A 22,011-nucleotide genomic window follows, 5' to 3' on the forward strand; every position below is an offset into this window, starting at 1 on the left:
AGTCTTTAGGGCGGCCATGGCGAATATTCAATTTGACATGATCAAACAGCCGGTCCCATCGGGGGACCGGCTGTTTTTACGGCTCGCGGTCCAACAGCAAGACGCGCGCCGGGGCGGCGTCGGTGCCGACGAGTTTGAGAGGGGCGGCGACCATGAAATAGCGGCCTTCGGGGACGTCTTTCAGCCGCAGCCCTTCGATGACGATGACACCGGCGCCAAACAGCGTTTTATGGGTCGGGTGGCCTTCTTGCGCCCGTTCGATGCCAAGGGCGTCGATGCCGACGCCGCGGATGTGTTTGTCGGCTAGATACCGGGCCGCGTCTTCGGCGACGAAAATAAACTCAAAGTTAAATGCATCATCAAAGGAGTTTTTCGTTTTAAACAGAACGAAGTCGCCTTTTTGAATGTCAAGATGCGCGATGTCGTCTTTCGTGATCCGGTCGTTGACATCGGTTAAATCGAACAGCTTGCACGGGCCGACGAGGTCGTCCAATGGAATCGTTTCAAACGTCGCCCCGCCTTCGACCATATGAAGAGGGGCGTCAATGTGCGTGCCGGTGTGCACGTCCATGTCAATGCGCGATTCGGTCACATAGCCGTTGGTGACGGTGGTGCGCTTCGGCTGTTTTTCCGGTTTGTTTTTATACACGGGCATGCCCTCGTAAATCGGGGCCGTGACGTCATACACTTTCATCGTTCATTCGCTCCTTTGCATGAGGGATAAAGGGGCAAGCGCCCTATGTTGGTTTGGCAAAGAGGACGAGATGGGCGCAACAGGCGGGCCCATTGCGTCTTTACGAACGCGGATGCTCGATCGGCCACCAGTGGAAGCCGTCTTGTTTGAGCAGCTCGTCCGCAGCCGCCGGGCCCATGGAGCCAGCCGCGTAGTTCGGAAAGTCGGAAGCTTTTGTGTTCGCCCACACCTCAGAAATTGGGTCGACAAATTGCCATGACGCTGCCACCTCGTCCCAATGGGTGAAGTTCGTCGCATCGCCGCGCATGCAGTCGTACAACAGCTTTTCGTACGCTTCGGGCGTGTTGATGCCGTCGATGCAGTTGTTGCAATAGTCGAGTTGAAATGGAGCTGTTATGGTCGTCGATTCCCCGGTTTTTTTGCCGTTTAAATGAAGGGTGATCCCTTCGTCCGGCTGGATGTGGATGACGAGCAAGTTCGGGGCGATCGTCTCATTCGTCCGGTAATACAAGTTCATCGGTACATCTTTAAATTGGACGACGATTTTTGTCGATTTTTCCGCCATCCGTTTGCCGGTGCGGATGTAAAACGGCACGCCGGCCCAGCGGAAGTTGTCGATCAAAAGTTTTCCGGCGACGAACGTTTCCGTGTTCGAGTTCGGATCGACGTTCGGCTCTTCGCGGTACGCCGGCACGTGTTTGCCGTGGATGGTTCCGCGTCCGTATTGGCCGCGCACGAAATAGCGGTCGACTTCATCGTGCACAATCGGGCGCAAGGCGCGCAACACTTTCACTTTTTCATGGCGGATGTCATCAGTTGTTAGTTTGATCGGCGGCTCCATCGCCAACAGGGCGACCATTTGCAGCATATGGTTTTGCACCATGTCGCGCAACGCCCCGGAATGGTCGTAGTAGCGGCCGCGGTCTTCGACGCCGAGCGTTTCGCTCGATGTGATTTGAATGTTGGCGATGAACCGGTTGTTCCAAAGCGGCTCGAAAATGGCGTTTGAAAAGCGGATGACCTCGATGTTTTGCACCATTTCTTTGCCGAGGTAATGGTCGATCCGGTAGATTTCCCGCTCGGAAAAGACGCGGCGAATCTCGTCATTCAGCTTCTCGGCGCTCGCCAAGTCATGCCCGAACGGCTTTTCGATGACGAGCCGCTTAAAGCCGTGCGTTTCCGTCAATCCTTCCGACTGCAAGCGGGAAGTAACGGTGCCGAAAAATTCCGGCGCCATCGCCAAATAAAAGATGCGGTTGCCTTCGGTCTTGTATGTGCCGTCGAGCTGTTCGAGGAGCGACTTTAAGCGCTGGTACGACTCGGCTTCCGTCACGTCGAACGGATGGTAATAGAAATGGGAGGTGAATCGGCCGTCGGCGAGCTTTTGGTGAAACGCCGTTTCGACCGAGTCGCGCACATAGTTCCGGAACTCGTCGGCCGACAACGGGCGGCGCGCGACGCCGACGACGGCGAACTGGTCGTTTAGGTGCCCTTTTTCATACAGGCGGTAAAGGGACGGAAACAGTTTCCGTTTCGCCAAATCTCCCGTCGCTCCGAAAATGACGATGATCGATTTCGGATTCATGTTGTCCACCGTATGTACCTCGCTTTAACCAAATTTGTCTCTTCAATGAAACCATTGTAGAGGTTTGCCGGTCGGAACGCAAACACTTTGTTGCTTTCCGGCGGGAAAGCGTTTATGTTCATGAAAGAGCCGGGCGCCAACCCGGCGTTTTTGAGCGCAAAAGAAAGTTGAAAAGCCGTTTTGACATTGGTACGCTAACAACAGGCAATGTTGAGCGAGAAAAAGGAGTGAAGCGCGTTGGAACTGTTGTTTTTAGGCACGGGTGCCGGCGTGCCGGCCAAAGAGCGCAACGTATCGTCCGTCGCCCTGCAGCTGCTTGGCGAACGCGGGGCGACATGGCTGTTTGACTGCGGCGAAGCGACGCAGCATCAAATTTTGCATACCGCCATTCGCCCGCGCCGCATCGAGCATATTTTTATTACGCACTTGCATGGCGACCATTTGTTCGGATTGCCTGGACTGCTAGGCAGCCGTTCGTTTCAAAGCGGCGAGACGCCGCTTACGGTCTTCGGCCCAAAAGGCATTCGCGCGTTTGTCGAAACGGCCCTTGCCGTCAGCGGGACAAAGCTCCGCTATGAACTGAACATTGTGGAGATCGATGAGGGCGTCATTTTTGACGATGAACGGTTTTCCGTCATCGCCAAACGGCTCGATCACGGCATGCCGTCATACGGTTTCCGCGTCGTTGAAAAAGATTTGCCCGGCCCGCTCTTGGTCGAGCGATTGCAAGCACTCGGCGTCCGCCCCGGCCCGATTTATCAAGAAATTAAGCAAGGAAAAACGGTCGTGCTGGATGACGGCACGGTCATCGACGGGCGCGAATTTGTCGGGCCGCCGCAAAAGGGGAGAATCGTCGCCGTGTTGGGCGATACCCGTTTTTGCGAAGCGGCGATTGAACTCGCCCGCGATGCCGATGTCGTTGTCCACGAGGCGACGTTTGCCGCGGCGGAACAGCGGCTGGCCCATGACTATTTCCATTCCACGACCACAGACGCAGCCGAGGTGGCGAGGCGGGCCGGGGCGAAGCGGCTTATTTTGACCCATATCAGCTCTCGCTACCAAGGTGAGGCGGCGCTGCAGCTCGTCGCCGAGGCGCGCAGCGTGTTTCCGAACACCGAGCTCGCCGTTGATTTCGCCTCGTTTTCGATCCCGCGCGGTTAAAACCGCCAGCCGCGCTCATATTGGACGGGCGCCGAGATTTTTGCGCCCAGCTCTCTCGCCGCGGCGTATGGCCAATACGGGTTGCGCAGCAGCTCGCGCCCCAAAAAGACGAGATCGGCGCGGCCGTTTTGCAAAATTTCTTCCGCTTGCCAGCCGGACGTAATGAGGCCGACAGCGCCGGTCGGGATGTCTGCTTCACGGCGGATCAGTTCGGCAAATGGCACTTGGTAGCCGGGATAGACGTTCATGCGCGCCGGAACAATAGCGCCGGAGCTGACATCGACGAGGTCGACTCCTTGTTCTTTCATCCGCTTGGCGTATGGGACATAGTCTTTGGCCGTCAGCCCGTCCGGATGGTAGTCGGACGCCGAGATGCGGACAAAAAGCGGTCCGTCCCACACCTCGCGGACAGCGTCGATCACCTCGCCCAAGAAACGGTAACGGTTTTCCGGAGAGCCGCCGTACTCGTCTTGGCGCCGGTTGGAGAGCGGCGATAAAAATTCGTTAATGAGGTAGCCGTGGGCGGCATGGATTTCAATGACGTCAAAGCCGGCTTCCTTCGCGCGCCGTGCGCCGTTTTGGAACGCTTGCACCGTTTCTTCAATGTCGGCTTTCGTCATTTCTTTTGGCGTCGGCGACGAATCATCAAACGGGACAGCTGACGGAGCGATGATCTCTCCCGGCACTTGCGATTTTCTCCCCGCATGGGCAAGCTGGATGCCGATGGCCGCCCCATGCTCTTTCACAAGCCCAACGAGTTCGCGAAGCCCGGCGATATGGTCATCGCTCCAAATGCCTAAGTCGCGTTCAGAAATGCGACCTTGCGGCGTCACGCCGGTCGCTTCAACGATAATCAAGCCGACTTGGCCGACAGCGCGAGCCGGGTAGTGGATTTTATGCCACGTGCGTACGGCGCCGTCTTTCGTGTCGCACGAATACATGCACATCGGCGACATGACAATTCGGTTTTTCAGCGTCAGCCCGCGGATTGTATACGGCGAAAACAGCATCGTGTTCATGACAAGCAGCTCCTTTCTAGGCCAATGAATGGTTCATTACTGAATGATAGCACGCTGCTTATCAAAAACAAAATAAAACGGATTGTCGCCGTGTTCGGGCTAGGCGGGAAAAGGAGCGGCGCGCTCCGGAGGTCCGCTCTTTACGCTTCGGCGATGGCAGCGAGAAGAGCGCTGCCGAGCTCTTCGGAGCGGGCCGTCGCCCGGCGGATGCAGGCGATGACCGCTTCTTGGAACCGGTATTGCTCAAGCACGCCAATGCCGGCTTCGGTCGTGCCGCCTGGGCTCGTGACTTCACGGCGCAGGACGGATGGGTGCTTGTCGGACGCTTTTAGCATCTCGGCTGCGCCGATGATCGTTTGCAAAATGAGCCGTTTGGCGACATCTCGCTCAAGGCCGATGTCGGCCGCCGCTTTTTCCATCGCTTCGACCAAGTAATACACATACGCCGGACCGCTCCCGGACAGGCCGGTGACCGCATGCAAGTCCTTCTCCGGCACAACAGCGACGATGCCGACCGTTTCAAACAGCTGTTTGGCGACCTCAAGATGTTCTTTCGCGGCGAAGCGGCCGCCGGCGATCGCGGTCGCTGATAAGCCGACGGCGGCGGATGTGTTTGGCATGGCGCGCACGACAGGGATGTTGCGTCCGGCGAGCCGTTCGATCGTCTCGGTCGTGATGCCGGCGAGCAGTGAAAGAATGAGCTGATGGGCGCGGAGGGTCGGTGCGATGGCGTTCATCGCTTCGACGACGTCTTTCGGCTTCATCGCCAAAATGACGATATCCGCTTGTTTGACGGCTTCTTGCGCGCAACCCGCCGTGCAAACACCGTATTGGCGCGCCAGCTCCTCGAGCCGAGCGCGGTTTTGTCGGTTGGCGACGACAATGTGCGCCGGATGGCAAAACGCTTTCGTCATGCCGGCGATGAGCGCTTCCGCCATCGAGCCGGCGCCGATGAGCGCGATCGTTCGTTCGTTGTTCATCATTCCACTCCTCCTTGCCTTGGTGTATCCATCCAAAAGAAAAAGGTTTCCCGTCCTGCAAAAGGACGGAAAACCTTCGTTTCCGCGGTACCACCTTTTTTGGCCCGATTTGGCCCAAGCGCCAAACAGGCCCGACTCTGCCCCGATAACGCCGGGGAGGCGTTTAGGTTGGCCTAACAGCTCCTAGGGTAGGTTCAACCGCAAAGAGGGCCGCAAAGCCTTCCAGCCGCGGGCTTCGCTCTCTGGTGCCGTTTGCGGTTTACTGGCCCTGTTCATCGCCGGTTTGCCGTATCCGTGATGTTATTAGTCATTATGCCGCGGGACAGGCGCTGTTGTCAAGAGAGGAGAGCGAATTTTTTTGCAATTTCGTCGTGCGGAAGAAAAAGGCATGACAAATGGATGAAATCGGTGTAAACTGTAAAATAAAATATAATGAATAACTATTCATTTTGACTGATGAAACGGTTCGAACGGGATGGTTCATGAACTTGAGGAAAGAAGGGAACGCAATGAACGAGGAACGAGTGTATCGGATCACGGTGCCGACGCCGTTTCCGGTCGGCGATGTGCATATGTACGTGATCGCCGGCGATCGGTTGACGCTGGTCGATGCCGGAGTGAAAACAGAGGAAGCATGGCAGCTGTTTGTGAAGCAGCTTGGCGAGGTCGGTTATGCGCCAGAGGATATTGAACAAATCGTCATTACTCACCATCATCCGGATCATGTCGGCTTGCTTGATTATTTTCCGCATGCGCCGATCATCGGCCATCCGAAAGCGGATCCGTTTTTGCGCCGCGAACGTTCGTTTATGGAGCGGTACGTCCAATTTTTTCAGGAATTTTTTACGGAATGCGGCGTCGACCGCCGTTTGTTCAGTCAGCTGTCCAAAGAAGGCGGATCGCTTCGCTACGCAAGCCGGCGCGGGCTTGACATCATGGTGACGGAAGGGGACGCGGTGCCGGGGATGCCCGGGTGGCAGGTCATCGAAACGCCGGGGCATGCGCAAAGCCATATCGCCCTCTACCGCGAGGCGGACGGATTGCTGATCGGCGGCGATCATTTGCTTGTTCATATTTCCCCGAATCCAATGATGGAGCCGCCGGCGGAAGGAGAGACGGGACGGCCGAAACCGTTGTTGCAGTACAACGAGTCGCTGCAAAAAATGCTGCAATACGATATCGTTCGCTCGCTAAACGGCCATGGCGACGATGCGACCGATATTCCGGCGCTCGTTCGCGAGCGGCTGGGTAAGCAGCGCCAGCGCGCCGAGCGGGTGCTCGAAATGGTGAAAGAACGCCCGCATACGGTGTTTGACGTTTGTCAAAAGCTGTTCCCGACCGCTTACGAACGCCAGCTCATGCTGACGATGTCAGAGACGATCGGCCAGCTTGATTATCTCGAGGCGAACGGGTATGTGACGAAAAAGCAGGAAGCCGGCCGATACGTCTACGAAGCGGTGGGGGTGTCGGTGTGCGGCTGAAGGGGCGCCATGTCGTCATTACCGGAGCGTCGGGAGGAATTGGCGAGCAAATCGCCTATGAAGCGGCGCGCCAAGGGGCGGTGCCGGTGCTCTTGGCGCGCAGTGAAGAAAAGCTGAAAGAAGCGAGCGCGCGGATCGAAGCGCAAACCGGCATTCGCGCCCCGTATGCATCGCTTGATGTCAGCGACCGCGGCATGATCGAGGCGGTTGTTTCCCAGCTCATTGCGGATCTTGGCGCGATCGATGTGTTGGTCAACAACGCCGGGTTTGGCGTCTTTCGCTATGTCGAGGACATCGACTTGGATGAAATGGAGAGGATGTTTGCCGTCAACGTCTTCGGCCTCATCGCCTGTACGAAGGCGGTGTATTCGCATATGAAAGAGAGAGGAAGCGGCCATATTATCAACATTGCGTCGCAAGCCGGCAAAATCGCGACGCCGAAGTCGAGTGTCTATTCCGCGACGAAACACGCGGTCGTTGGCTTTACCGACAGCCTCCGCCTCGAGGCGGGGCGCTTTGGCATTTTTGTCACGGCCGTCAATCCGGGGCCGGTGGAGACGAACTTTTTTTCGGCCGCTGATGAATCGGGAGAGTATGTGCGCAATGTCTCGCGTTGGATGTTAAGGCCGGAGGCGGTGGCGAAGCGCGTTGTTGCCGCGATGATGACGCCAACGCGCGAAGTGAACATGCCGCGTTGGATGGATCTCGGCAGCCGGCTGTACCGGCTCGCTCCGGGTCTTGTGGAAAAGGTGGCAAAGCGGGCGTTTTTCCAAAAGTAAGCGAGGGTGTCCCAAATATAAGGGGCACCCTTTCTGATCATCGTCTAGACGCGCGAAACGCCTTTCCTCTTCTTGAAGAAAGATGGCCTTTGGGGCCAACCCCGTGTTCGTTTGACACGAGCCGGGTCAAGCGCTGGTGATGAACCGGTAGACGGCGTCATGGACAAGTTCATAGATGTCCGCGTTTGGCTGCCTCTCTTTGGCGGCGGCAATGCGGGTGCAAAGCTCGCGCCAGTCGTCTTCGCCAAGCGGCATCATGTCATCATCATAGCCATAATGCCGCAGGCAGTTGCGCACTTGTTTTTGCAGCCATCGTTCGTCCATCGGCTTCTCACCGCCTTATTGTTTATCCGTTTCCGGCAAAGGGGCGCGGACAACGGATTGGAAGCGGCCTTTGTGCGAACCGTCGCAAAACGGTTTGTTGTTCGACAGCCCGCAACGGCAGAGCGAAAACGTTTGTTTGGTCACAAACGGCTTTCCTTCTCCATCGAGCAGTTCAACATCGCCGGTGACGCGCAGCGAGCCGTTGTCGTTCACTTTGATTTGCACTTTTGCCATCGCTTTTTCCTCCTTGCTTTGTTTTGACAGTTTCTCATGTTGACAGGTAAAATAAATAAAGGAAATCAAAGGGAAAAGGAGCCAGCTATGAGTCTGTACATCACGTTTACGGATGCAGCCAAACGGGCGCTTGCCTCTATTGTAGCGGAATCCGGACGGCAGTTAAAGTTGATGTTTGACACTGACGGCTGCGGCTGTTTGGTCGACGGCGTGCCGGCGCTATGGCTTGTCGACAAAGCCGATGAAGATGATGTCGTCGTCGAGACGAATTTTGCGCCGGTGCTCGTGGAACGGTCGCGTCTCATCTTTTTTGATGAAACGATGACGATTGACGTCAAGCCGGGAACGACCGTTTTTCAGCTCAAAAGCCCAGGGCAAACGTTGAATGGTCATATGCCGTTTGTTGAGGTGAAATCTGGCCATGAACGGTAAGCTAGAGCAGCTCGCAAAGGCGGCGAAGCAAAAAACATGGGTGTCGTTCACCCATGAAAACGATCCGTACAGCTTGCTTCATTGGTCGGTCGCCGGCCCGTATCATGAGGCGAAAGACGTCTGGCTGCTGCAAAACGAAATGACGTTTGAAATGAAAGAGTTTCCGACGCTGGAGGAGGCGATCGCCTGGCTTGGCGAACATATGCCGCACATCACCGAGGTGTTGTAAAGGGGCCGCCCCTAAGCCATTTTCGGCCGGGGGCGCCCCTTTCCATAGTTAGAAGCCGCGTTTTGCGCCGAACGGCGCTTTCCAATGTTATTGCGGACTGTTTTGCCGCTTAGTCGGGTGGATTGCTTTTTCCAATTCTTCTTTTGCGATCACCGGCTTCACCGTATCGGCGGACGGTTTCCCTTTTTGGGCGCGGTTTTTCTCCATCCATACATCTCTCCTTTTTCTTATCGTTTAGTTGTATCGTTTGACAAACGAACGGTCGTTATGCAAAGGGGGCGGAAATCATGAAGAACCGGGTTGCGCGGAAAAAAGAACAAGAGACGCAGGCAGTGACGCTTGCCGACCGGCTCGGTGCCGAGACGGAAGCGAAACTGCTCGCGAAAAAGCGGGCGCTTGCCGAGGAAGAACAGCGGCGTCTAGCGGCGGAAGAGGCGCGGCGTCGCGAGGAAGAGCGCCGCCGTGAGGAACAGAAATCGTTTGCTGAGCTGCTTGAGGAAAGCGAGCTAGACTGGCGGAAATTTAAGTAGCGGAGGGGATGGACGATGAAATCGAATGCGGCAGCGACGCGCCCCTCTTCTTTTCCATTCTGGACGGCCGGAGCAGTCGTCGCGTTGGCCGTCAATTTGCGCGCGCCGCTTACGACGGTCGGCCCGCTCGTGCCCGATTTGCAGCGGGAGCTTGGCCTTTCCTACGCGGCCGCCGGAGCGTTGACGACGATTCCGCTTATGGCGTTCGCCTTGCTGGCACCGGCGGCAGCGGCTCTCGCCCGCCGGTTCGGGATGAAGCGGACGCTCTTTTTTTCGTTGATCGTGCTGCTCGTTGGCGAGCTTCTCCGGCCGCTCTCCGGCAGTTCTTGGCTGTTTGCCGGCACGGTGCTGATCGGTGCAGCCATTGCGGTGGACAACGTCTTGATGCCGGCGCTGGTGAAAGAGTCGTTTCCCGAACGGGTTGGTTTCATGATGGGCATTTATACGGTGACGATGAACATGAGTGCGGCGTTCGCTTCCGGGATCGCTGTTCCGCTTGCCGATGGCTGGGGGCTTGGCTGGCAAGGGGCGTTTCGCTTTTGGGCATTGCTGGCGGCTTTGGCGCTTGCTGTTTGGCTGCCGCAAGCACGCCGCCGGGAGCCGGACGGGGCGCCGTCCGGAAGCCGCCGCTCAACGCTTTGGCGGTCATGGCTCGCCTGGCAAGTGACGCTGTTTATGGGATTGCAATCGTTTTTCTTTTACTGCGTCGTCACTTGGCTGCCGGAGCTTGGGCAAAGCAAGGGGTTGGCGCCCGGTGCGGCCGGATGGCTGCTCTTTTTCTTCCAGTTCGCCCAGCTCCCGATGATGTTCGTCTCTCCGATGCTCGCGGAGCGGATGGACAATCAAAAGGCGCTTATTGGTTCAGCTGTGCTTTGCATGGGGGCTGGGACGCTTGCCTTTTTCGGCGGGCAAGGGTGGTGGCTGTGGGCGGGGGCGCTTGTTGCCGGCATCGGCGCTGGCATGGCGTTTTCGCTTGCGATGATGCTGTTTACGCTGCGGACGCGCCATCCGCTCGCCGCCGCCCAATTGTCCGCCATGGCGCAATCGGTCGGCTACTTGCTGGCGGCTTCCGGTCCGCCGTTGTTCGGGGTGCTGTATGATGCGTCCGGCCGCTTCAATGCGCCGCTTGGTCTGCTTGTTGCCGTCTGCATCGCCATGATGGCCGTTGGCTTAGGGGCGGCGAGGGACCGATACGTAGATGAAAAGAAATAAAGCGGCCCGCTCGTCGCAAATGAGCGGCCGCACGTACCGAACGAGAGCCCGTATGCGGCCGTCAACGGCCGCCGGGCTCTCGATTTGTTTGCATTTTTTGGCTCGATCTATTTTTCAGCAAGGCATGTCGGCTTTCTTTCCGCTCCTTTGGTTTTTATCGATGCACGTCGTACACCGAGCGTTTCGTCGCTTGTTTCAGCCATTCGTATTCAGTGCGGTCAAGCGGCGGGGCGGAAGCGGCGGCGATGTTTTCTTCAAGCTGCCGAAGCCGGCTTGCGCCCGGAATGACGGCAGCAACGACCGGGTCATACAGGCAAAATTGCAGCGCGGTCGCGGTCAAGGACCGGCGTCCGGCCGTTTTTTCCTTCAGCTTCGGGATGAGCGCCTGCAGTTCTTTGTAGGAATAATCGAGGTAGCCGTGTTCTTTCACCGCGCTGCTCGCTTGTTCAAGCGGGCGGCTCGTGAGCAAGCCTCTAGCGACCGGACCGCGGGCGATCACGCTGATGTGATGTTCGCGAAGAAGCGGGAACCATTCTTCCGGCCGCCGGTCAAGCAAGCTGTATTGCATCATGACGCTGACGATGTTCGAGCGCTTCACATATTCGCGAATGACGTTTGGGCGGATCGAGGAGATGCCGTACCAACGGATGACGCCTTCTTGCTTCAGCTCTTCGAACGCTTCAATCGTCTCATCGATCGGGTCGTCGATCGTGCCGCCGTGGAGCTGGTATAAGTCAATGTAGTCCGTTTGCAGGCGGCGCAGGCTCTCTTTGACCGCTTGTTTGATATAGGCTTTTGACGGATCCCAGTCCCAGCCGCTTCCGTCTCGGCGCCAACGGTTGCCGACTTTTGTCGCGATGATGACTTGGTCGCGTTTTCCTTTCACCGCTTTGCCGACAAATTCCTCGTTTAAGCCGCGGTCGTATAAATCGGCTGTATCCAAGTAGTTGATGCCGCGCTCCAATGCTTCATGGATGAGATAGATGGCATGGTTTTCATCAGTGCCGAGCGACATGCAGCCGAGTCCAATTTCGCTGACGTATAAGTCTGATGTGCCGATGCGGCGTTTGTTCATCTTTTGCGCCCCCTTTCGCGATCGATGATGATATGTTCATTGTACAACGGAAGCGAAAAAATGGCCAAACATGTAGTACAATGGAAAAGAGTCCATCAATCGATAGGGGAGAAGAAGAATGGAGAAGTTGTATGAAAAAACCGTCCGCAAAGAGAAATTGTTCAGCGGCCGCATCATTGACTTGTATATCGAGGAAGTCGAGCTGCCAAATGGGAAAACGAGCCAGCGCGAGGTGATCAAACATCCGGGGGCGGTGGCGGTGCTGCCGCTGTTGCCGGACAGGAAAATCGTTCTTGTCCGCCAGTACCGAAAAGCGCTGGAGCGCGCATTAGTCGAGATTCCGGCGGGCAAGCTAGAACATGGGGAAGAGCCGCTCGCTTCCGCACACCGCGAGCTCGAAGAAGAAACCGGCTACCGCGCCCAATCGATGCGCCATCTCATTTCCTTTTATACATCCCCAGGGTTTGCCGATGAACTCATCCATTTGTATGTCGCCGAGGGGCTGGAAAAAGCGGAGGACGGCGCCGGTTTGGATGAAGATGAGTTTGTCGAGCTGTTGGAAGTTACATTGGAGGAGGCGCTTGAGATGCTTCAACAACGCGACATTTACGATGCGAAAACGGCATACGCCTTGCAATATTTGCAGCTGCGCCGCGCGCTAGGGGAGCAAAATGCCGAATAAAAAAAACGAGCGCGGCCTCGGCTGTTATTACGCTGATTTACATATTCACATCGGCCGCACCGCCTCGGGCCGCCCGGTGAAAATTACTGGGGCGCGGACGTTGACGCTTGAGAACATCTTGCATGAGGCGGCTGAGGTGAAAGGGATCGACCTCGTCGGCGTCATTGACAGCCATGTGCCCGAAGTGCTGGACGAGCTCGAGCGGGCAATGGAGAAGCACGGTTGGCGCGAACATGAGGGGGGCGGCGTCAGCGCCGGGAAAGTGACGCTTTTGTTAGGCAGTGAAATCGAAGTATATGACGACCATTGCCATGGACCGATCCACGTGCTCGTTTTTTTGCCGACTGTGCAGACGATGCGCACGTTTTCCGGCTGGCTTGGCAAACGGGTAAAGAACATGTCGCTCAGTTCACAGCGCATTTACGCCTCCGGCCGCGAGCTGCAAGCTGCCGCGAAAGAGCAGGGCGGCTGGTTCATTCCCGCGCACGCGTTCACCCCGTTTAAAAGCTTGTACGGAAAAGGGGTCAAGCACAGCCTGACAGAAGTGTTTGACCCGGATTGGATTGATGCCATTGAACTTGGGTTAAGCGCCGACACGGCGATGGCGGACCAGATCGCCGAATTGCATCGCTACCCGTACTTGACGAATTCCGATGCCCATTCGCTGCGGAAAATCGCCCGCGAATATGAAGAAGTGCGGCTCGCCGCCCCGACGTTTGCTGAATTGGAAAAAGCGCTGCGCGGTGAAGACGGGCGCGCGATTGTCGCCAACTACGGTTTAAATCCCAAACTCGGAAAATATCACCAGACAGTGTGCGAGCGCTGCCTTGCGCCGGTTGCACCGGACGTCGACCGCTGTGCGGCATGCGGCCATCATCGCTTCGTGAAAGGCGTGTTTGACCGGCTTGCGGAGCTGAAAACGGCGGAACGCGGGCCGAAACGGCCGCCGTACATTTATCAAGTGCCGCTTGAATTCATCCCCGGCCTTGGTTCAAAAGCGTATGAAAAGCTGCTCGCCCGTTTTGGCACGGAAATGAGCGTTCTTCATGAGGCGGCGGAGGAAGAGATCGCGGAGACGGTGGGAGAAAAGTTGGCCCAACTGATCGTCCTTGCCCGCAGCGGTGCGCTCCATATCGAGGCCGGGGGCGGTGGGAGGTACGGGAAAGTGCGGGAGGGGTAACCACTCGGGCAGCGCTCCTGCCGTTCATCATCATGCCGTGCGTGCTGCTTGGCCCAGCCATGCGCCAATGGACCGAGGCGGCGTGCCGCCCGTGGAGTTGGTCACACGTCGGTGTTGAGCTGCTTTTTTATTACATCACCAGCCTTTTAGAAAAACAGTCATACCGAAAGCGGATGGACATACAATCTACTAAGAGACAAAGTAGGAGGACGAAGCACAATGAGAACCCATCCGCTGAAATCGGCTATCGCTGTTCATTGGCGTGAACATGCTTCGCTGTACGTGTTTGTCATCGTCCTGTTTCTCATGGGCGTCATTTTCGGCGCCATTGTCGTCAACAGCCTCGGTTTCAGTCAAAAGCAAGACTTGTACTATTACTTGACGCAATTTTTTGGACAAGTGTCAAAAGACAATATCGCAAGCGCCCATGATATGTTCCGGCAAAGCTATATGCACAACGTCAAATATACCGCGCTGATGTGGGTGCTTGGCATTTCTGTCATTGGCTTGCCGATCATTCTTGTTTTGCTGTTTTTCAAAGGCGTCGTTGTCGGCTTTACGGTTGGCTTTTTAGTCAACCAAATGGGTTGGCGCGGGTTTCTTTTGTCGTTTGTGTCCATCATGCCGCAAAATTTGGTGGCCATTCCACTCATGATCGTCATGGGCGTCATTTCGATTTCGTTTTCCTTGCACATGGTGCGCAACCAGTTTATGAAGCGGCCGCATGGATCGATGTTTCCGATGGTGATGCGCTACGCAGCGGCGATGGCGGCTGTCGCCCTTGGGCTGCTTCTTTCCTCAGCGGTCGAGGCATATCTTTCGCCGGCATTGATGAAACAGGCGGTTCAATGGACAATGAGTTTAATCATAATGAATATTATATAATAACCATTATCATTTCTTCATAATAGTGATTTTACTTTGATACTTCCCTCGTGCATTTGTTATAATGATGGGTGAATGGCGAGGGAGGAATGAAAAGATGGAAGATCGTGTGGAACGAATCAAGAAGCAGCTGCATTCGGCGGGTTACAAGTTAACGCCGCAGCGGGAAGCGACGGTAAGAGTCCTGCTTGAACATGAAGAAGACCATTTAAGCGCGGAAGACGTCTACCTCCTCGTGAAAGAAAAATCCCCAGAAATCGGTTTGGCGACCGTTTATCGGACGCTCGAGCTGTTAACCGAGCTGAAAATTGTCGATAAAATCAATTTCGGGGACGGGGTGTCGCGCTATGACCTCCGCAAGGAAGGAGCGGCCCATTTTCATCACCACCTCATCTGCTTAGAATGCGGGTCGGTGGCGGAAATTCAAGAAGATTTGCTTGAGGATGTCGAAGCGATTGTTGAGGAGAAGTGGAAATTTAAAATTAAAGACCATCGTTTGACGTTCCACGGCATTTGTCACCGTTGCCAGCAAAAGCATGAAGAAAAATAAAAACCTTTTCCAACGGGAAAGGTTTTTTGCGTATAAACAACGAAACAAATGGCATATCCTCATACTAGCAAGCTGACAAGCAGCTGATAGGGAGGATGCCATGAAAACCGTTTGGCAAATGGTGAAAGTGTTTCTTTTATTTACGGGATGCACCATTTTATTTTATTATAGTCTTGTATGGTTTAACCGCGAGTACGAGTATTACCACCGATACGATGAGCCGAAGGGATCGGCGGTCAAAGTATCGGCGGCGGAGAGTGCGCCGCCAAGTTGGCTCGACCGGCTGTTATTTTTTTATCGCGATGGGGAGTAGAGAGCGTTGGAATACGAGTTGAAAGATTTTCTGCATTATTTGACGGTGGAGCGGAATTTGGCGCACAATACGATCGTTTCATATGAACGCGATTTGAAAAAATACGTCCGCTATTTGCGCCAAGTCGAGCAGCTTCAGGCGTGGGGCGAAGTGGAGCGCCTCCATATTCTCCATTTTTTAAAGTTTTTAAGCGAACAAGGGCAATCGGCGCGGACGATCGCCCGCCATTTGGCGTCGATCCGTTCGTTTCATCAGTTTTTGCTAAGGGAGAAAATCGCGGCGCAAGACCCGACCGTCCATATCGAAACGCCGCAGTTTGAACGGACGCTGCCGAAAGTGCTGTCGGTCGAGGAAGTCGAGGCGCTGCTTGCAGCGCCGCAAGTGAGCACACCGTTTGGGCTGCGCGACAAGGCGATGCTGGAGCTGTTGTATGCGACCGGCATGCGCGTCAGTGAGCTTGTGCAGCTCAACTTAAGCGACGTGCATTTGACGATGGGGTTTGTCCGCTGCTATGGAAAAGGGCGGAAAGAGCGGATCGTGCCGATCGGGCGCATGGCGATTGAAGCGCTTGCCCACTATTTGGAGCGAGGGCGCCCGCAGCTTGTCAATCCGCGACGACGGGCAACGGAGGCGCTGTTTTTGAACCATTATGGCCAGCGGTTGACACGGCAAGGGTTTTGGAAAATTTTAAAGCGGCTCGCGAAAGAAGCCGGCATCGAAAAAGAATTGACGCCGCATACGCTTCGGCATTCGTTTGCGACGCATCTGCTTGAGAACGGAGCCGATTTGCGCGCTGTGCAAGAGTTGCTTGGGCATGCCGACATTTCGACGACGCAAATGTATACGCATGTTACGAAAACGCGCCTAAAAGACGTGTACAAACAGTACCACCCGCGCGCCTAGCAGCTGCCGTATGCTAGGCGCTTGCCTGTCGTTTTAGTTGTCAGACTTCTGACCAATTGGCCATAGGCGTGTTTTCGCGAAAATACGGGAACGATAGAAAGAGACTCCATTTTTCATTGCAGGCAGGGGGAATGAATGTGAAAACGACATACCGGCGCGTTTTTTTGATTGTGATGGATTCAGTCGGCATCGGCGAGGCGCCGGATGCCGAGAAATACAACGACAAAGGAGCGGATACGCTCGGCCATATCGCTGAGTATCGCGGCGGCCTCTATATGCCGAACATGGCGAAGCTCGGCCTAAGCCATATTCGTGAGATCAAAGGGGTGCCGAAAGTCGAGCGACCGCTCGCGTACTATACAAAAATGAAGGAAGCATCGGCTGGAAAAGATACGATGACAGGCCATTGGGAGCTGATGGGCCTTCGCATCGACAAGCCGTTCCGCGTCTTTCCGAACGGGTTCCCAGATGAATTGATCGCTGAGCTCGAGCGGCGCACCGGCCGGAACGTGATCGGCAACAAACCGGCGAGCGGAACAGCGATCATCGAAGAGCTTGGCGAAGAGCATATGAAAACAGGGGCGATCATCGTCTATACATCAGCCGACTCCGTCTTGCAAATCGCCGCCCATGAACAAGTTGTGCCGCTTGATGAATTGTACCGCATTTGCGAAATCGCTCGTGAATTGACGCGCGACGAGCCGTATATGGTCGGGCGCGTCATTGCCCGACCGTTCATCGGCAAACCCGGCCATTTTGAGCGAACCGCCAACCGGCACGACTATGCGCTTAAGCCGTTTGGCAAAACGGTGATGAATGAATTGAAAGACGCCGGTTATGAAGTGATTGCCATCGGGAAGATCGCCGATATTTACGACAATGAAGGAGTTACCCAGTCGTTGCGAACGACATCCAATATGGACGGAATGGATAAGCTCGTCGACACGCTCGGCATGGACTTTACCGGGTTGAGTTTCGTCAATCTCGTCGATTTTGACGCTAAATACGGCCATCGCCGCGACCCAAAAGGTTACGGCGATGCGCTCGAAGAGTTTGACGCCCGGCTTGCCGATGTGTTGCCGCGCTTGACAGCGGACGACTTGCTTATCATCACCGCTGACCACGGCAACGACCCGATTCACCACGGAACTGACCATACGCGCGAATATGTGCCGCTTCTTGTGTACAGCCCGCGATTTCGCGGCGGCAAGCCGCTCCCAGTCCGCGAGACGTTTGCCGATGTCGGCGCAACGATTGCGGATAACTTCCAAGTCAACCGGCCGCCGTACGGAACAAGCTTTTTGGCTGATTTGGCCTAACTTCATAAAGAACGATGAGGGGGAAAAGAATGGATCGACAAGCGATTGAAAAAACCGCCGGTCATTTGCGCCCATTGATGCCAACTCCGCCTGAAATCGGTCTCATTCTCGGCTCGGGGCTCGGCGTGCTCGCTGATGAAATCGAAGAGGCGGTTCGCATTCCGTATGAAGATATTCCCGGATTTCCAGTGTCGACCGTTGAAGGACACGCTGGACGGCTCGTATATGGCCGGCTTGAGGGGGCGACCGTTGTCGCCATGCAAGGGCGGTTTCATTATTATGAAGGGTATTCGCTTCAGGAAGTGACGTTTCCCGTCCGGGTGATGAAGGCGCTTGGCGTCCGCGAATTGATCGTGACAAACGCTGCGGGCGGCATCAACGAACGGTTCCAGCCCGGCGATTTCATGATCATTTCCGACCATATCAACTTGCTGGGCACAAATCCGCTCATTGGTCCGAACGATCCGGAGCTTGGTCCGCGCTTTCCGGACATGACGGAAGCGTACAGCCGGCGGCTGCGCGAGCTCGCCAAGGAAACGGCGGCGAGACTTGGCGTTCGCGTGCATGAAGGAGTATATGTCGCCAATACGGGGCCGTCGTACGAAACGCCGGCGGAAATCCGCATGATTCGTACGCTCGGCGGCGATGCGGTCGGCATGTCGACCGTCCCGGAAGTGATCGTCGCCCGCCACGGCGGCATTGAGGTGCTCGGCATTTCGTGCATTTCGAATATGGCTGCAGGGATGTCGGATGCTCCGCTTCACCACGACGAAGTGGTTGAAACGGCCGAGCGGGTGAAGACGGACTTTTTGCGGTTTGTGAAAGCGATTGTCGCCGAAATGGCGAAATCAAAACGAAAAAGGTGATCGCGATGCGAATGGTCGATTTGATTGCGAAAAAGCGCGACGGAAAGGCGCTGACGAAGGAAGAAATTGAGTGGATCGTCCAAGGGTATACAAACGGGGACATTCCCGATTACCAAATGAGCGCGCTCGCGATGGCGATTTATTTCCGCGGCATGACCGAGGAAGAAACGGCCGCGCTGACGATGGCGATGGTGCACTCCGGCGAAATGCTCGATTTGTCGAGTATTCGCGGCGTGAAAGTCGATAAACATTCGACCGGCGGGGTCGGCGATACGACGACGCTCGTTTTAGGGCCGCTTGTCGCTTCTGTCGGCGTGCCGGTGGCGAAAATGTCTGGGCGCGGCCTCGGCCATACGGGCGGCACGATCGACAAACTCGAGTCCGTGCCCGGGTTTCATGTCGAGATCAGCAAAGACGAGTTCATTCGACTCGTGAATGAAAACGGAATCGCCATTATCGGCCAAACGGGCGATTTGACACCGGCTGACAAAAAGCTATATGCGCTTCGCGATGTGACGGCGACCGTCAACAGCATTCCGCTCATCGCCTCGTCGATCATGAGCAAAAAAATCGCCGCTGGGGCTGATGCCATCGTCTTGGATGTGAAAACGGGCGCCGGAGCGTTTATGAAGGAACTTGACGAGGCGCGCCGGCTCGCTCGAGCGATGGTCGACATTGGCAAGCGCGTCGGCCGCCGGACGATGGCGGTCATTTCTGACATGAGCCAGCCGCTCGGCTATGCCGTCGGCAACGCCTTGGAAGTGAAAGAGGCCATCGAAACGTTAAAAGGAGACGGGCCGCACGATTTAACCGAACTTTGTTTGACGCTCGGCAGCCATATGGTCTATTTGGCGGAGAAGGCGCCATCGCTTGATGAGGCGCGCCGTTTGCTTGAAGAGGCGATTCGCAGCGGGGCCGCCATCGCGGCGTTCAAAACGTTTTTGGCCGCTCAAGGTGGAGATGCATCGGTCGTTGACGATCTGGATAAATTGCCAAAGGCGGCCTATACGTCGACCGTCACGGCGGCTGCCGACGGCTATGTCGCCGAGATGGCCGCCGATGACATCGGCACGGCCGCCATGTGGCTCGGCGCCGGCCGGGCGAAAAAAGAAGACGTGATCGATTTGGCGGTCGGCATTGTGCTCCATAAAAAAATCGGCGATCGCGTGCAGAAAGGGGAAGCGCTCGCCACGATTCACAGCAACCGGCCAGATGTGCTTGACGTGAAAGAAAAGATCGAGGGGGCTGTTCGTCTGTCGCCGCAGCCGGTTGCTCGGCCGCCGCTCATTTATGAGACCATCGTATAGAGAGGGACGCTGGCGATCCGCAAGGAAAAAAGCGGTTGTTCAAGAAGAAGACGCCTGAAACGCGTGTTTCGGGCGTTTTTTTTGTTTTTTGGAAAATGAGCTGTTTTTTTGTATAAAAATATCTCGCCTGGAAAAAATGGCATGTATAAAGAATGGAGGTTTGGGAGATGAAAACGAAAGTCACTCGTCTTCTTTTATTGCCGTTTCTTCTTTTTCTTCCTCTTTCTGCCCATGCCGAGGCGAAAGAGATGAAGGAAGCGAAAGTGAAGCTGGCCGATGAGGCGAAATCAGCCATTTTGATTGAACGCGACACCGGCAAAGTATTGTATGAAAAAAATGCCCATGAACCATTGCCGCCGGCGAGCATGACGAAAATTATGACGATGCTGCTAGTCATGGAAGCCATCGATGAAGGAAAGCTGTCCTACGATGAAAAAGTGCGGGCGAGCGAATACGCCGCGTCAATGGGTGGATCGCAAATTTTCCTCGAGCCGGGCGAGGAAATGACCGTCGATGAGCTGCTGCGCGGCATTGCCATCGGTTCGGCCAACGACGCGTCGGTCGCTATGGCTGAGCAGATCGCCGGGTCGGAAGAAGCATTTGTCGAGATGATGAATGAAAAAGCGAAACAGCTCGGCTTAAAAAACACTCATTTCGCCAATGCGACCGGCCTGCCGGCGGAACATCACTACAGCAGCGCTTATGATATGGCCATGATGGCGCGCGAACTGTTGAAATATGAAGATATTACGAAATATACGAGCAAGTACGAAGACTATTTGCGCGAAAATACGGACAAAAAGTTTTGGCTCGTCAATACGAACCGGCTTGTCAAATTTTATCCGGGCGTTGACGGCCTGAAAACCGGATATACAGCCGAAGCGAAATATTGTTTGACCGCCACGGCGAAAAAGAACGGCATGCGCGTCATCGCTGTTGTGTTTGGAGCACCGACGCCGAAATCGCGCAATGCGCAAATTACGAAGATGCTCGATTACGCGTTTTCCCAATATCGAACTCACCCGGTGTACAAACGGAATGAAACAGTCGCCCGCGTCAACATAAGCAAAGGCAAACGGTCATCCGTCGAAGCGGTGACGTCGGAGCCGGTGTCGGTGCTGACGAAAAAAGGGCAGTCGGTCGAGCAGATCGAAAAAGTGATCAAAGTGAAAGACAATGTGAAAGCACCCGTTCGCAAAGGCGATGAGCTTGGCGTCCTCATTTTAAAACAGGATGGAAAAGAAATTTTGCACAGCCCGATCGTCGCCAAGCAAACGGTCGAAGAAGCGAGCTTTTGGGACTTGTTTAAGCGGGTGTTTGGCCGCTTCGTGCAAGCGGGATAATGTCAAGTTTTGCGGTCTTTTCGCTCTCTTTGGCGAACGACCACTAGTTTTGTCGGGCGGCAGGATTTCGGGCGGACAGCAGCGAAATGTCTCCATATCCTGAAATGGACAAGGGGGAACACGCTGTGAGTCTCGCGATCGACTTGGAAGTGAAGCAAGACGTGCTCATCGTTCGCCTGTCTGGGGAGCTTGACCATCATACAGCCGAACAATTGCGTGAACAAGTGACGGATGTGCTCGAAAACCGAGCGGTCCGCCACATCGTGCTCAATTTAGGACAATTGACGTTCATGGACAGCTCTGGCCTCGGCGTCATTCTCGGACGCTATAAACAAATCAAAAACGTCGGCGGGCAGATGGTTGTATGCGCCGTATCGCCGGCCGTCAAACGGCTGTTTGACATGTCGGGTCTGTTTAAAATCATCCGCGTTGAGGCGGATGAGCAATTCGCCTTGCAAGCATTGGGGGTGGCGTAAATGCGCAACGAAATGCACCTCCAATTTTCTGCCCGCAGCGAAAATGAATCGTTCGCCCGTGTGACCGTGGCGGCGTTCGTCGCCCAGCTTGACCCGACGATGGACGAACTGACGGAAATTAAAACGGTTGTCTCTGAGGCGGTGACAAACGCGATCATTCACGGCTACAACAACGATCCGAACGGCATCGTCTCCATTTCCGTCATCATTGAAGACGGTGTCGTCCATTTGACGGTGAGAGACGAAGGAGTCGGCATTCCTGACATCGAAGAAGCGCGCCAGCCGTTGTTTACGACAAAGCCCGAGCTCGAGCGGTCAGGGATGGGCTTTACCATTATGGAAAACTTCATGGACGAAGTCATCGTCGAGTCGGAAGTGAACAAAGGGACGACTGTGTATTTGAAAAAGCATATTGCGAAAAGCAAAGCGTTATGTAACTGAGGGAGACATGC

The 22,011-nt window shown here is 55.4% G+C and carries 26 protein-coding genes; 19 read left to right on the forward strand and 7 right to left on the reverse strand.

Annotated elements, in window-relative coordinates:
- Nucleotides 1-76: 76 nt before the first annotated feature.
- Together CWI35_RS16780 and zwf are read right to left on the reverse strand one after the other, a co-directional pair.
- Complete coding sequence (locus CWI35_RS16780; RefSeq protein WP_033025800.1) at nucleotides 77-694, reverse strand: cyclase family protein; 618 nt, start codon at nucleotides 692-694, stop codon at nucleotides 77-79.
- Between the two features lie 100 nt (nucleotides 695-794).
- Nucleotides 795-2,288 (reverse strand): glucose-6-phosphate dehydrogenase, encoded by a 1,494-nt coding sequence (gene zwf / locus CWI35_RS16785; RefSeq protein WP_062898759.1) that lies wholly within the window; start codon nucleotides 2,286-2,288, stop codon nucleotides 795-797.
- A gap of 228 nt (nucleotides 2,289-2,516) precedes the next feature.
- Between zwf and rnz the strand changes: the two genes are divergently transcribed.
- The gene (gene rnz, locus CWI35_RS16790; protein WP_015375332.1) at nucleotides 2,517-3,440 is read left to right on the forward strand and encodes a ribonuclease Z; all 924 of its coding nucleotides are present in this window, start codon (nucleotides 2,517-2,519) and stop codon (nucleotides 3,438-3,440) included.
- Here rnz and namA read toward each other — a convergent pair.
- Together namA and proI are read right to left on the reverse strand one after the other, a co-directional pair.
- Nucleotides 3,437-4,459 carry an NADPH dehydrogenase NamA gene (gene namA, locus CWI35_RS16795; RefSeq protein WP_011231814.1) on the reverse strand — a complete coding sequence of 341 codons (1,023 nt, stop codon included), beginning with the start codon at nucleotides 4,457-4,459 and terminating at the stop codon, nucleotides 3,437-3,439. The two genes, rnz and namA, sit on opposite strands and share 4 nt — an antisense overlap.
- 140 nt (nucleotides 4,460-4,599) lie before the next feature.
- On the reverse strand, nucleotides 4,600-5,439 hold the full coding sequence (proI, locus tag CWI35_RS16800) for a pyrroline-5-carboxylate reductase ProI (RefSeq protein WP_013144820.1): 840 nt from the start codon (nucleotides 5,437-5,439) through the stop codon (nucleotides 4,600-4,602).
- Between the two features lie 509 nt (nucleotides 5,440-5,948).
- Here proI and CWI35_RS16805 point away from each other — a divergent pair.
- Both CWI35_RS16805 and CWI35_RS16810 read left to right on the forward strand, forming a co-directional pair.
- Entirely contained in the window at nucleotides 5,949-6,920 is a 972-nt protein-coding gene (locus CWI35_RS16805; protein ID WP_011231812.1) for an MBL fold metallo-hydrolase, read from the forward strand.
- Nucleotides 6,911-7,699: an SDR family NAD(P)-dependent oxidoreductase gene (locus CWI35_RS16810; protein WP_014196272.1), complete on the forward strand. Its 789-nt coding sequence runs from the start codon at nucleotides 6,911-6,913 to the stop codon at nucleotides 7,697-7,699. Before CWI35_RS16805 ends, CWI35_RS16810 begins: the two co-directional genes overlap by 10 nt.
- Before the next feature lie 126 nt (nucleotides 7,700-7,825).
- Here the strand turns inward: CWI35_RS16810 and CWI35_RS16815 are convergent, their stop codons facing one another.
- Nucleotides 7,826-8,023 carry a YqzH family protein gene (locus CWI35_RS16815; RefSeq protein ID WP_011231810.1) on the reverse strand — a complete coding sequence of 66 codons (198 nt, stop codon included), beginning with the start codon at nucleotides 8,021-8,023 and terminating at the stop codon, nucleotides 7,826-7,828.
- 15 nt (nucleotides 8,024-8,038) lie between these two features.
- Nucleotides 8,039-8,257, reverse strand: a complete 219-nt coding sequence (locus CWI35_RS16820; protein WP_011231809.1) for a CDGSH iron-sulfur domain-containing protein — start codon at nucleotides 8,255-8,257, stop codon at nucleotides 8,039-8,041.
- An 87-nt stretch (nucleotides 8,258-8,344) separates the two neighbouring features.
- On the opposite strand from CWI35_RS16820, the gene CWI35_RS16825 reads away from it, so the two are divergent.
- The 4 genes from CWI35_RS16825 (at nucleotide 8,345) to CWI35_RS16840 (ending at nucleotide 10,660) form a co-directional block, all read left to right on the forward strand.
- On the forward strand, nucleotides 8,345-8,689 hold the full coding sequence (locus tag CWI35_RS16825; protein ID WP_011231808.1) for an iron-sulfur cluster biosynthesis family protein: 345 nt from the start codon (nucleotides 8,345-8,347) through the stop codon (nucleotides 8,687-8,689).
- A complete protein-coding gene (locus CWI35_RS16830) occupies nucleotides 8,679-8,918 on the forward strand; it encodes a YqkC family protein (RefSeq protein ID WP_011231807.1) in 240 nt (79 codons plus the stop codon). The genes CWI35_RS16825 and CWI35_RS16830 overlap by 11 nt, the downstream gene beginning before the upstream one ends.
- A gap of 287 nt (nucleotides 8,919-9,205) precedes the next feature.
- Nucleotides 9,206-9,448, forward strand: a complete 243-nt coding sequence (locus CWI35_RS16835) for a YqkE family protein (RefSeq protein WP_011231805.1) — start codon at nucleotides 9,206-9,208, stop codon at nucleotides 9,446-9,448.
- Between the two features lie 15 nt (nucleotides 9,449-9,463).
- The gene (locus tag CWI35_RS16840; protein ID WP_047818653.1) at nucleotides 9,464-10,660 is read left to right on the forward strand and encodes a CynX/NimT family MFS transporter; all 1,197 of its coding nucleotides are present in this window, start codon (nucleotides 9,464-9,466) and stop codon (nucleotides 10,658-10,660) included.
- A gap of 154 nt (nucleotides 10,661-10,814) precedes the next feature.
- Here the strand turns inward: CWI35_RS16840 and CWI35_RS16845 are convergent, their stop codons facing one another.
- Complete coding sequence (locus CWI35_RS16845) at nucleotides 10,815-11,735, reverse strand: aldo/keto reductase (RefSeq protein ID WP_119877945.1); 921 nt, start codon at nucleotides 11,733-11,735, stop codon at nucleotides 10,815-10,817.
- 118 nt (nucleotides 11,736-11,853) lie between these two features.
- On the opposite strand from CWI35_RS16845, the gene CWI35_RS16850 reads away from it, so the two are divergent.
- The 12 genes from CWI35_RS16850 to spoIIAB all read left to right on the forward strand — a co-directional run bounded on the left by CWI35_RS16850 (nucleotide 11,854) and on the right by spoIIAB (nucleotide 22,000).
- Nucleotides 11,854-12,417: an NUDIX domain-containing protein gene (locus CWI35_RS16850; protein WP_119877946.1), complete on the forward strand. Its 564-nt coding sequence runs from the start codon at nucleotides 11,854-11,856 to the stop codon at nucleotides 12,415-12,417.
- On the forward strand, nucleotides 12,407-13,597 hold the full coding sequence (locus CWI35_RS16855) for an endonuclease Q family protein (protein ID WP_014196268.1): 1,191 nt from the start codon (nucleotides 12,407-12,409) through the stop codon (nucleotides 13,595-13,597). The genes CWI35_RS16850 and CWI35_RS16855 overlap by 11 nt, the downstream gene beginning before the upstream one ends.
- A gap of 219 nt (nucleotides 13,598-13,816) precedes the next feature.
- Nucleotides 13,817-14,482 (forward strand): stage II sporulation protein M, encoded by a 666-nt coding sequence (gene spoIIM, locus CWI35_RS16860; RefSeq protein WP_013144830.1) that lies wholly within the window; start codon nucleotides 13,817-13,819, stop codon nucleotides 14,480-14,482.
- 97 nt (nucleotides 14,483-14,579) lie between these two features.
- Nucleotides 14,580-15,032, forward strand: a complete 453-nt coding sequence (locus tag CWI35_RS16865; protein ID WP_011231799.1) for a ferric iron uptake transcriptional regulator — start codon at nucleotides 14,580-14,582, stop codon at nucleotides 15,030-15,032.
- Nucleotides 15,033-15,132: 100 nt separating this feature from the next.
- Nucleotides 15,133-15,345, forward strand: coding sequence for a YqzK family protein (locus CWI35_RS16870; RefSeq protein ID WP_011231798.1), 213 nt, complete (start codon nucleotides 15,133-15,135; stop codon nucleotides 15,343-15,345).
- 6 nt (nucleotides 15,346-15,351) lie between these two features.
- Nucleotides 15,352-16,248, forward strand: coding sequence for a site-specific tyrosine recombinase XerD (gene xerD, locus CWI35_RS16875; RefSeq protein ID WP_011231797.1), 897 nt, complete (start codon nucleotides 15,352-15,354; stop codon nucleotides 16,246-16,248).
- A 131-nt stretch (nucleotides 16,249-16,379) separates the two neighbouring features.
- Nucleotides 16,380-17,567, forward strand: coding sequence for a phosphopentomutase (deoB, locus tag CWI35_RS16880; protein WP_020278266.1), 1,188 nt, complete (start codon nucleotides 16,380-16,382; stop codon nucleotides 17,565-17,567).
- A 29-nt stretch (nucleotides 17,568-17,596) separates the two neighbouring features.
- On the forward strand, nucleotides 17,597-18,433 hold the full coding sequence (locus tag CWI35_RS16885; RefSeq protein WP_011231795.1) for a purine-nucleoside phosphorylase: 837 nt from the start codon (nucleotides 17,597-17,599) through the stop codon (nucleotides 18,431-18,433).
- Between the two features lie 5 nt (nucleotides 18,434-18,438).
- Complete coding sequence (locus CWI35_RS16890) at nucleotides 18,439-19,740, forward strand: pyrimidine-nucleoside phosphorylase (protein ID WP_119877947.1); 1,302 nt, start codon at nucleotides 18,439-18,441, stop codon at nucleotides 19,738-19,740.
- 167 nt (nucleotides 19,741-19,907) lie between these two features.
- The gene (locus CWI35_RS16895; RefSeq protein ID WP_011231793.1) at nucleotides 19,908-21,083 is read left to right on the forward strand and encodes a D-alanyl-D-alanine carboxypeptidase family protein; all 1,176 of its coding nucleotides are present in this window, start codon (nucleotides 19,908-19,910) and stop codon (nucleotides 21,081-21,083) included.
- 125 nt (nucleotides 21,084-21,208) lie between these two features.
- Nucleotides 21,209-21,559, forward strand: coding sequence for an anti-sigma F factor antagonist (gene spoIIAA, locus CWI35_RS16900; RefSeq protein ID WP_014196264.1), 351 nt, complete (start codon nucleotides 21,209-21,211; stop codon nucleotides 21,557-21,559).
- Entirely contained in the window at nucleotides 21,560-22,000 is a 441-nt protein-coding gene (gene spoIIAB, locus CWI35_RS16905; protein WP_011231791.1) for an anti-sigma F factor, read from the forward strand.
- Nucleotides 22,001-22,011: the final 11 nt, after the last annotated feature.

Source organism: [Bacillus] caldolyticus, from assembly GCF_003595605.1.
GTDB lineage: Bacteria > Bacillota > Bacilli > Bacillales > Anoxybacillaceae > Geobacillus > Geobacillus thermoleovorans.

Bases quoted from the DNA above. Each gene is read 5' to 3' on its own strand.
- CWI35_RS16780 (WP_033025800.1), bottom strand. From the start codon at position 694: ATGAAAGTGTATGACGTCACGGCCCCGATTTACGAGGGCATGCCCGTG.
- namA (WP_011231814.1), bottom strand. From the start codon at position 4,459: ATGAACACGATGCTGTTTTCGCCGTATACAATCCGCGGGCTGACGCTG.
- proI (WP_013144820.1), bottom strand. From the start codon at position 5,439: ATGAACAACGAACGAACGATCGCGCTCATCGGCGCCGGCTCGATGGCG.
- CWI35_RS16805 (WP_011231812.1), top strand. From the start codon at position 5,949: ATGAACGAGGAACGAGTGTATCGGATCACGGTGCCGACGCCGTTTCCG.
- CWI35_RS16815 (WP_011231810.1), bottom strand. From the start codon at position 8,023: ATGGACGAACGATGGCTGCAAAAACAAGTGCGCAACTGCCTGCGGCAT.
- CWI35_RS16820 (WP_011231809.1), bottom strand. From the start codon at position 8,257: ATGGCAAAAGTGCAAATCAAAGTGAACGACAACGGCTCGCTGCGCGTC.
- CWI35_RS16825 (WP_011231808.1), top strand. From the start codon at position 8,345: ATGAGTCTGTACATCACGTTTACGGATGCAGCCAAACGGGCGCTTGCC.
- CWI35_RS16830 (WP_011231807.1), top strand. From the start codon at position 8,679: ATGAACGGTAAGCTAGAGCAGCTCGCAAAGGCGGCGAAGCAAAAAACA.
- CWI35_RS16835 (WP_011231805.1), top strand. From the start codon at position 9,206: ATGAAGAACCGGGTTGCGCGGAAAAAAGAACAAGAGACGCAGGCAGTG.
- CWI35_RS16840 (WP_047818653.1), top strand. From the start codon at position 9,464: ATGAAATCGAATGCGGCAGCGACGCGCCCCTCTTCTTTTCCATTCTGG.
- CWI35_RS16845 (WP_119877945.1), bottom strand. From the start codon at position 11,735: ATGAACAAACGCCGCATCGGCACATCAGACTTATACGTCAGCGAAATT.
- CWI35_RS16850 (WP_119877946.1), top strand. From the start codon at position 11,854: ATGGAGAAGTTGTATGAAAAAACCGTCCGCAAAGAGAAATTGTTCAGC.
- CWI35_RS16855 (WP_014196268.1), top strand. From the start codon at position 12,407: ATGCCGAATAAAAAAAACGAGCGCGGCCTCGGCTGTTATTACGCTGAT.
- spoIIM (WP_013144830.1), top strand. From the start codon at position 13,817: ATGAGAACCCATCCGCTGAAATCGGCTATCGCTGTTCATTGGCGTGAA.
- CWI35_RS16865 (WP_011231799.1), top strand. From the start codon at position 14,580: ATGGAAGATCGTGTGGAACGAATCAAGAAGCAGCTGCATTCGGCGGGT.
- CWI35_RS16870 (WP_011231798.1), top strand. From the start codon at position 15,133: ATGAAAACCGTTTGGCAAATGGTGAAAGTGTTTCTTTTATTTACGGGA.
- deoB (WP_020278266.1), top strand. From the start codon at position 16,380: ATGAATGTGAAAACGACATACCGGCGCGTTTTTTTGATTGTGATGGAT.
- CWI35_RS16885 (WP_011231795.1), top strand. From the start codon at position 17,597: ATGGATCGACAAGCGATTGAAAAAACCGCCGGTCATTTGCGCCCATTG.
- CWI35_RS16890 (WP_119877947.1), top strand. From the start codon at position 18,439: ATGCGAATGGTCGATTTGATTGCGAAAAAGCGCGACGGAAAGGCGCTG.
- CWI35_RS16895 (WP_011231793.1), top strand. From the start codon at position 19,908: ATGAAAACGAAAGTCACTCGTCTTCTTTTATTGCCGTTTCTTCTTTTT.
- spoIIAB (WP_011231791.1), top strand. From the start codon at position 21,560: ATGCGCAACGAAATGCACCTCCAATTTTCTGCCCGCAGCGAAAATGAA.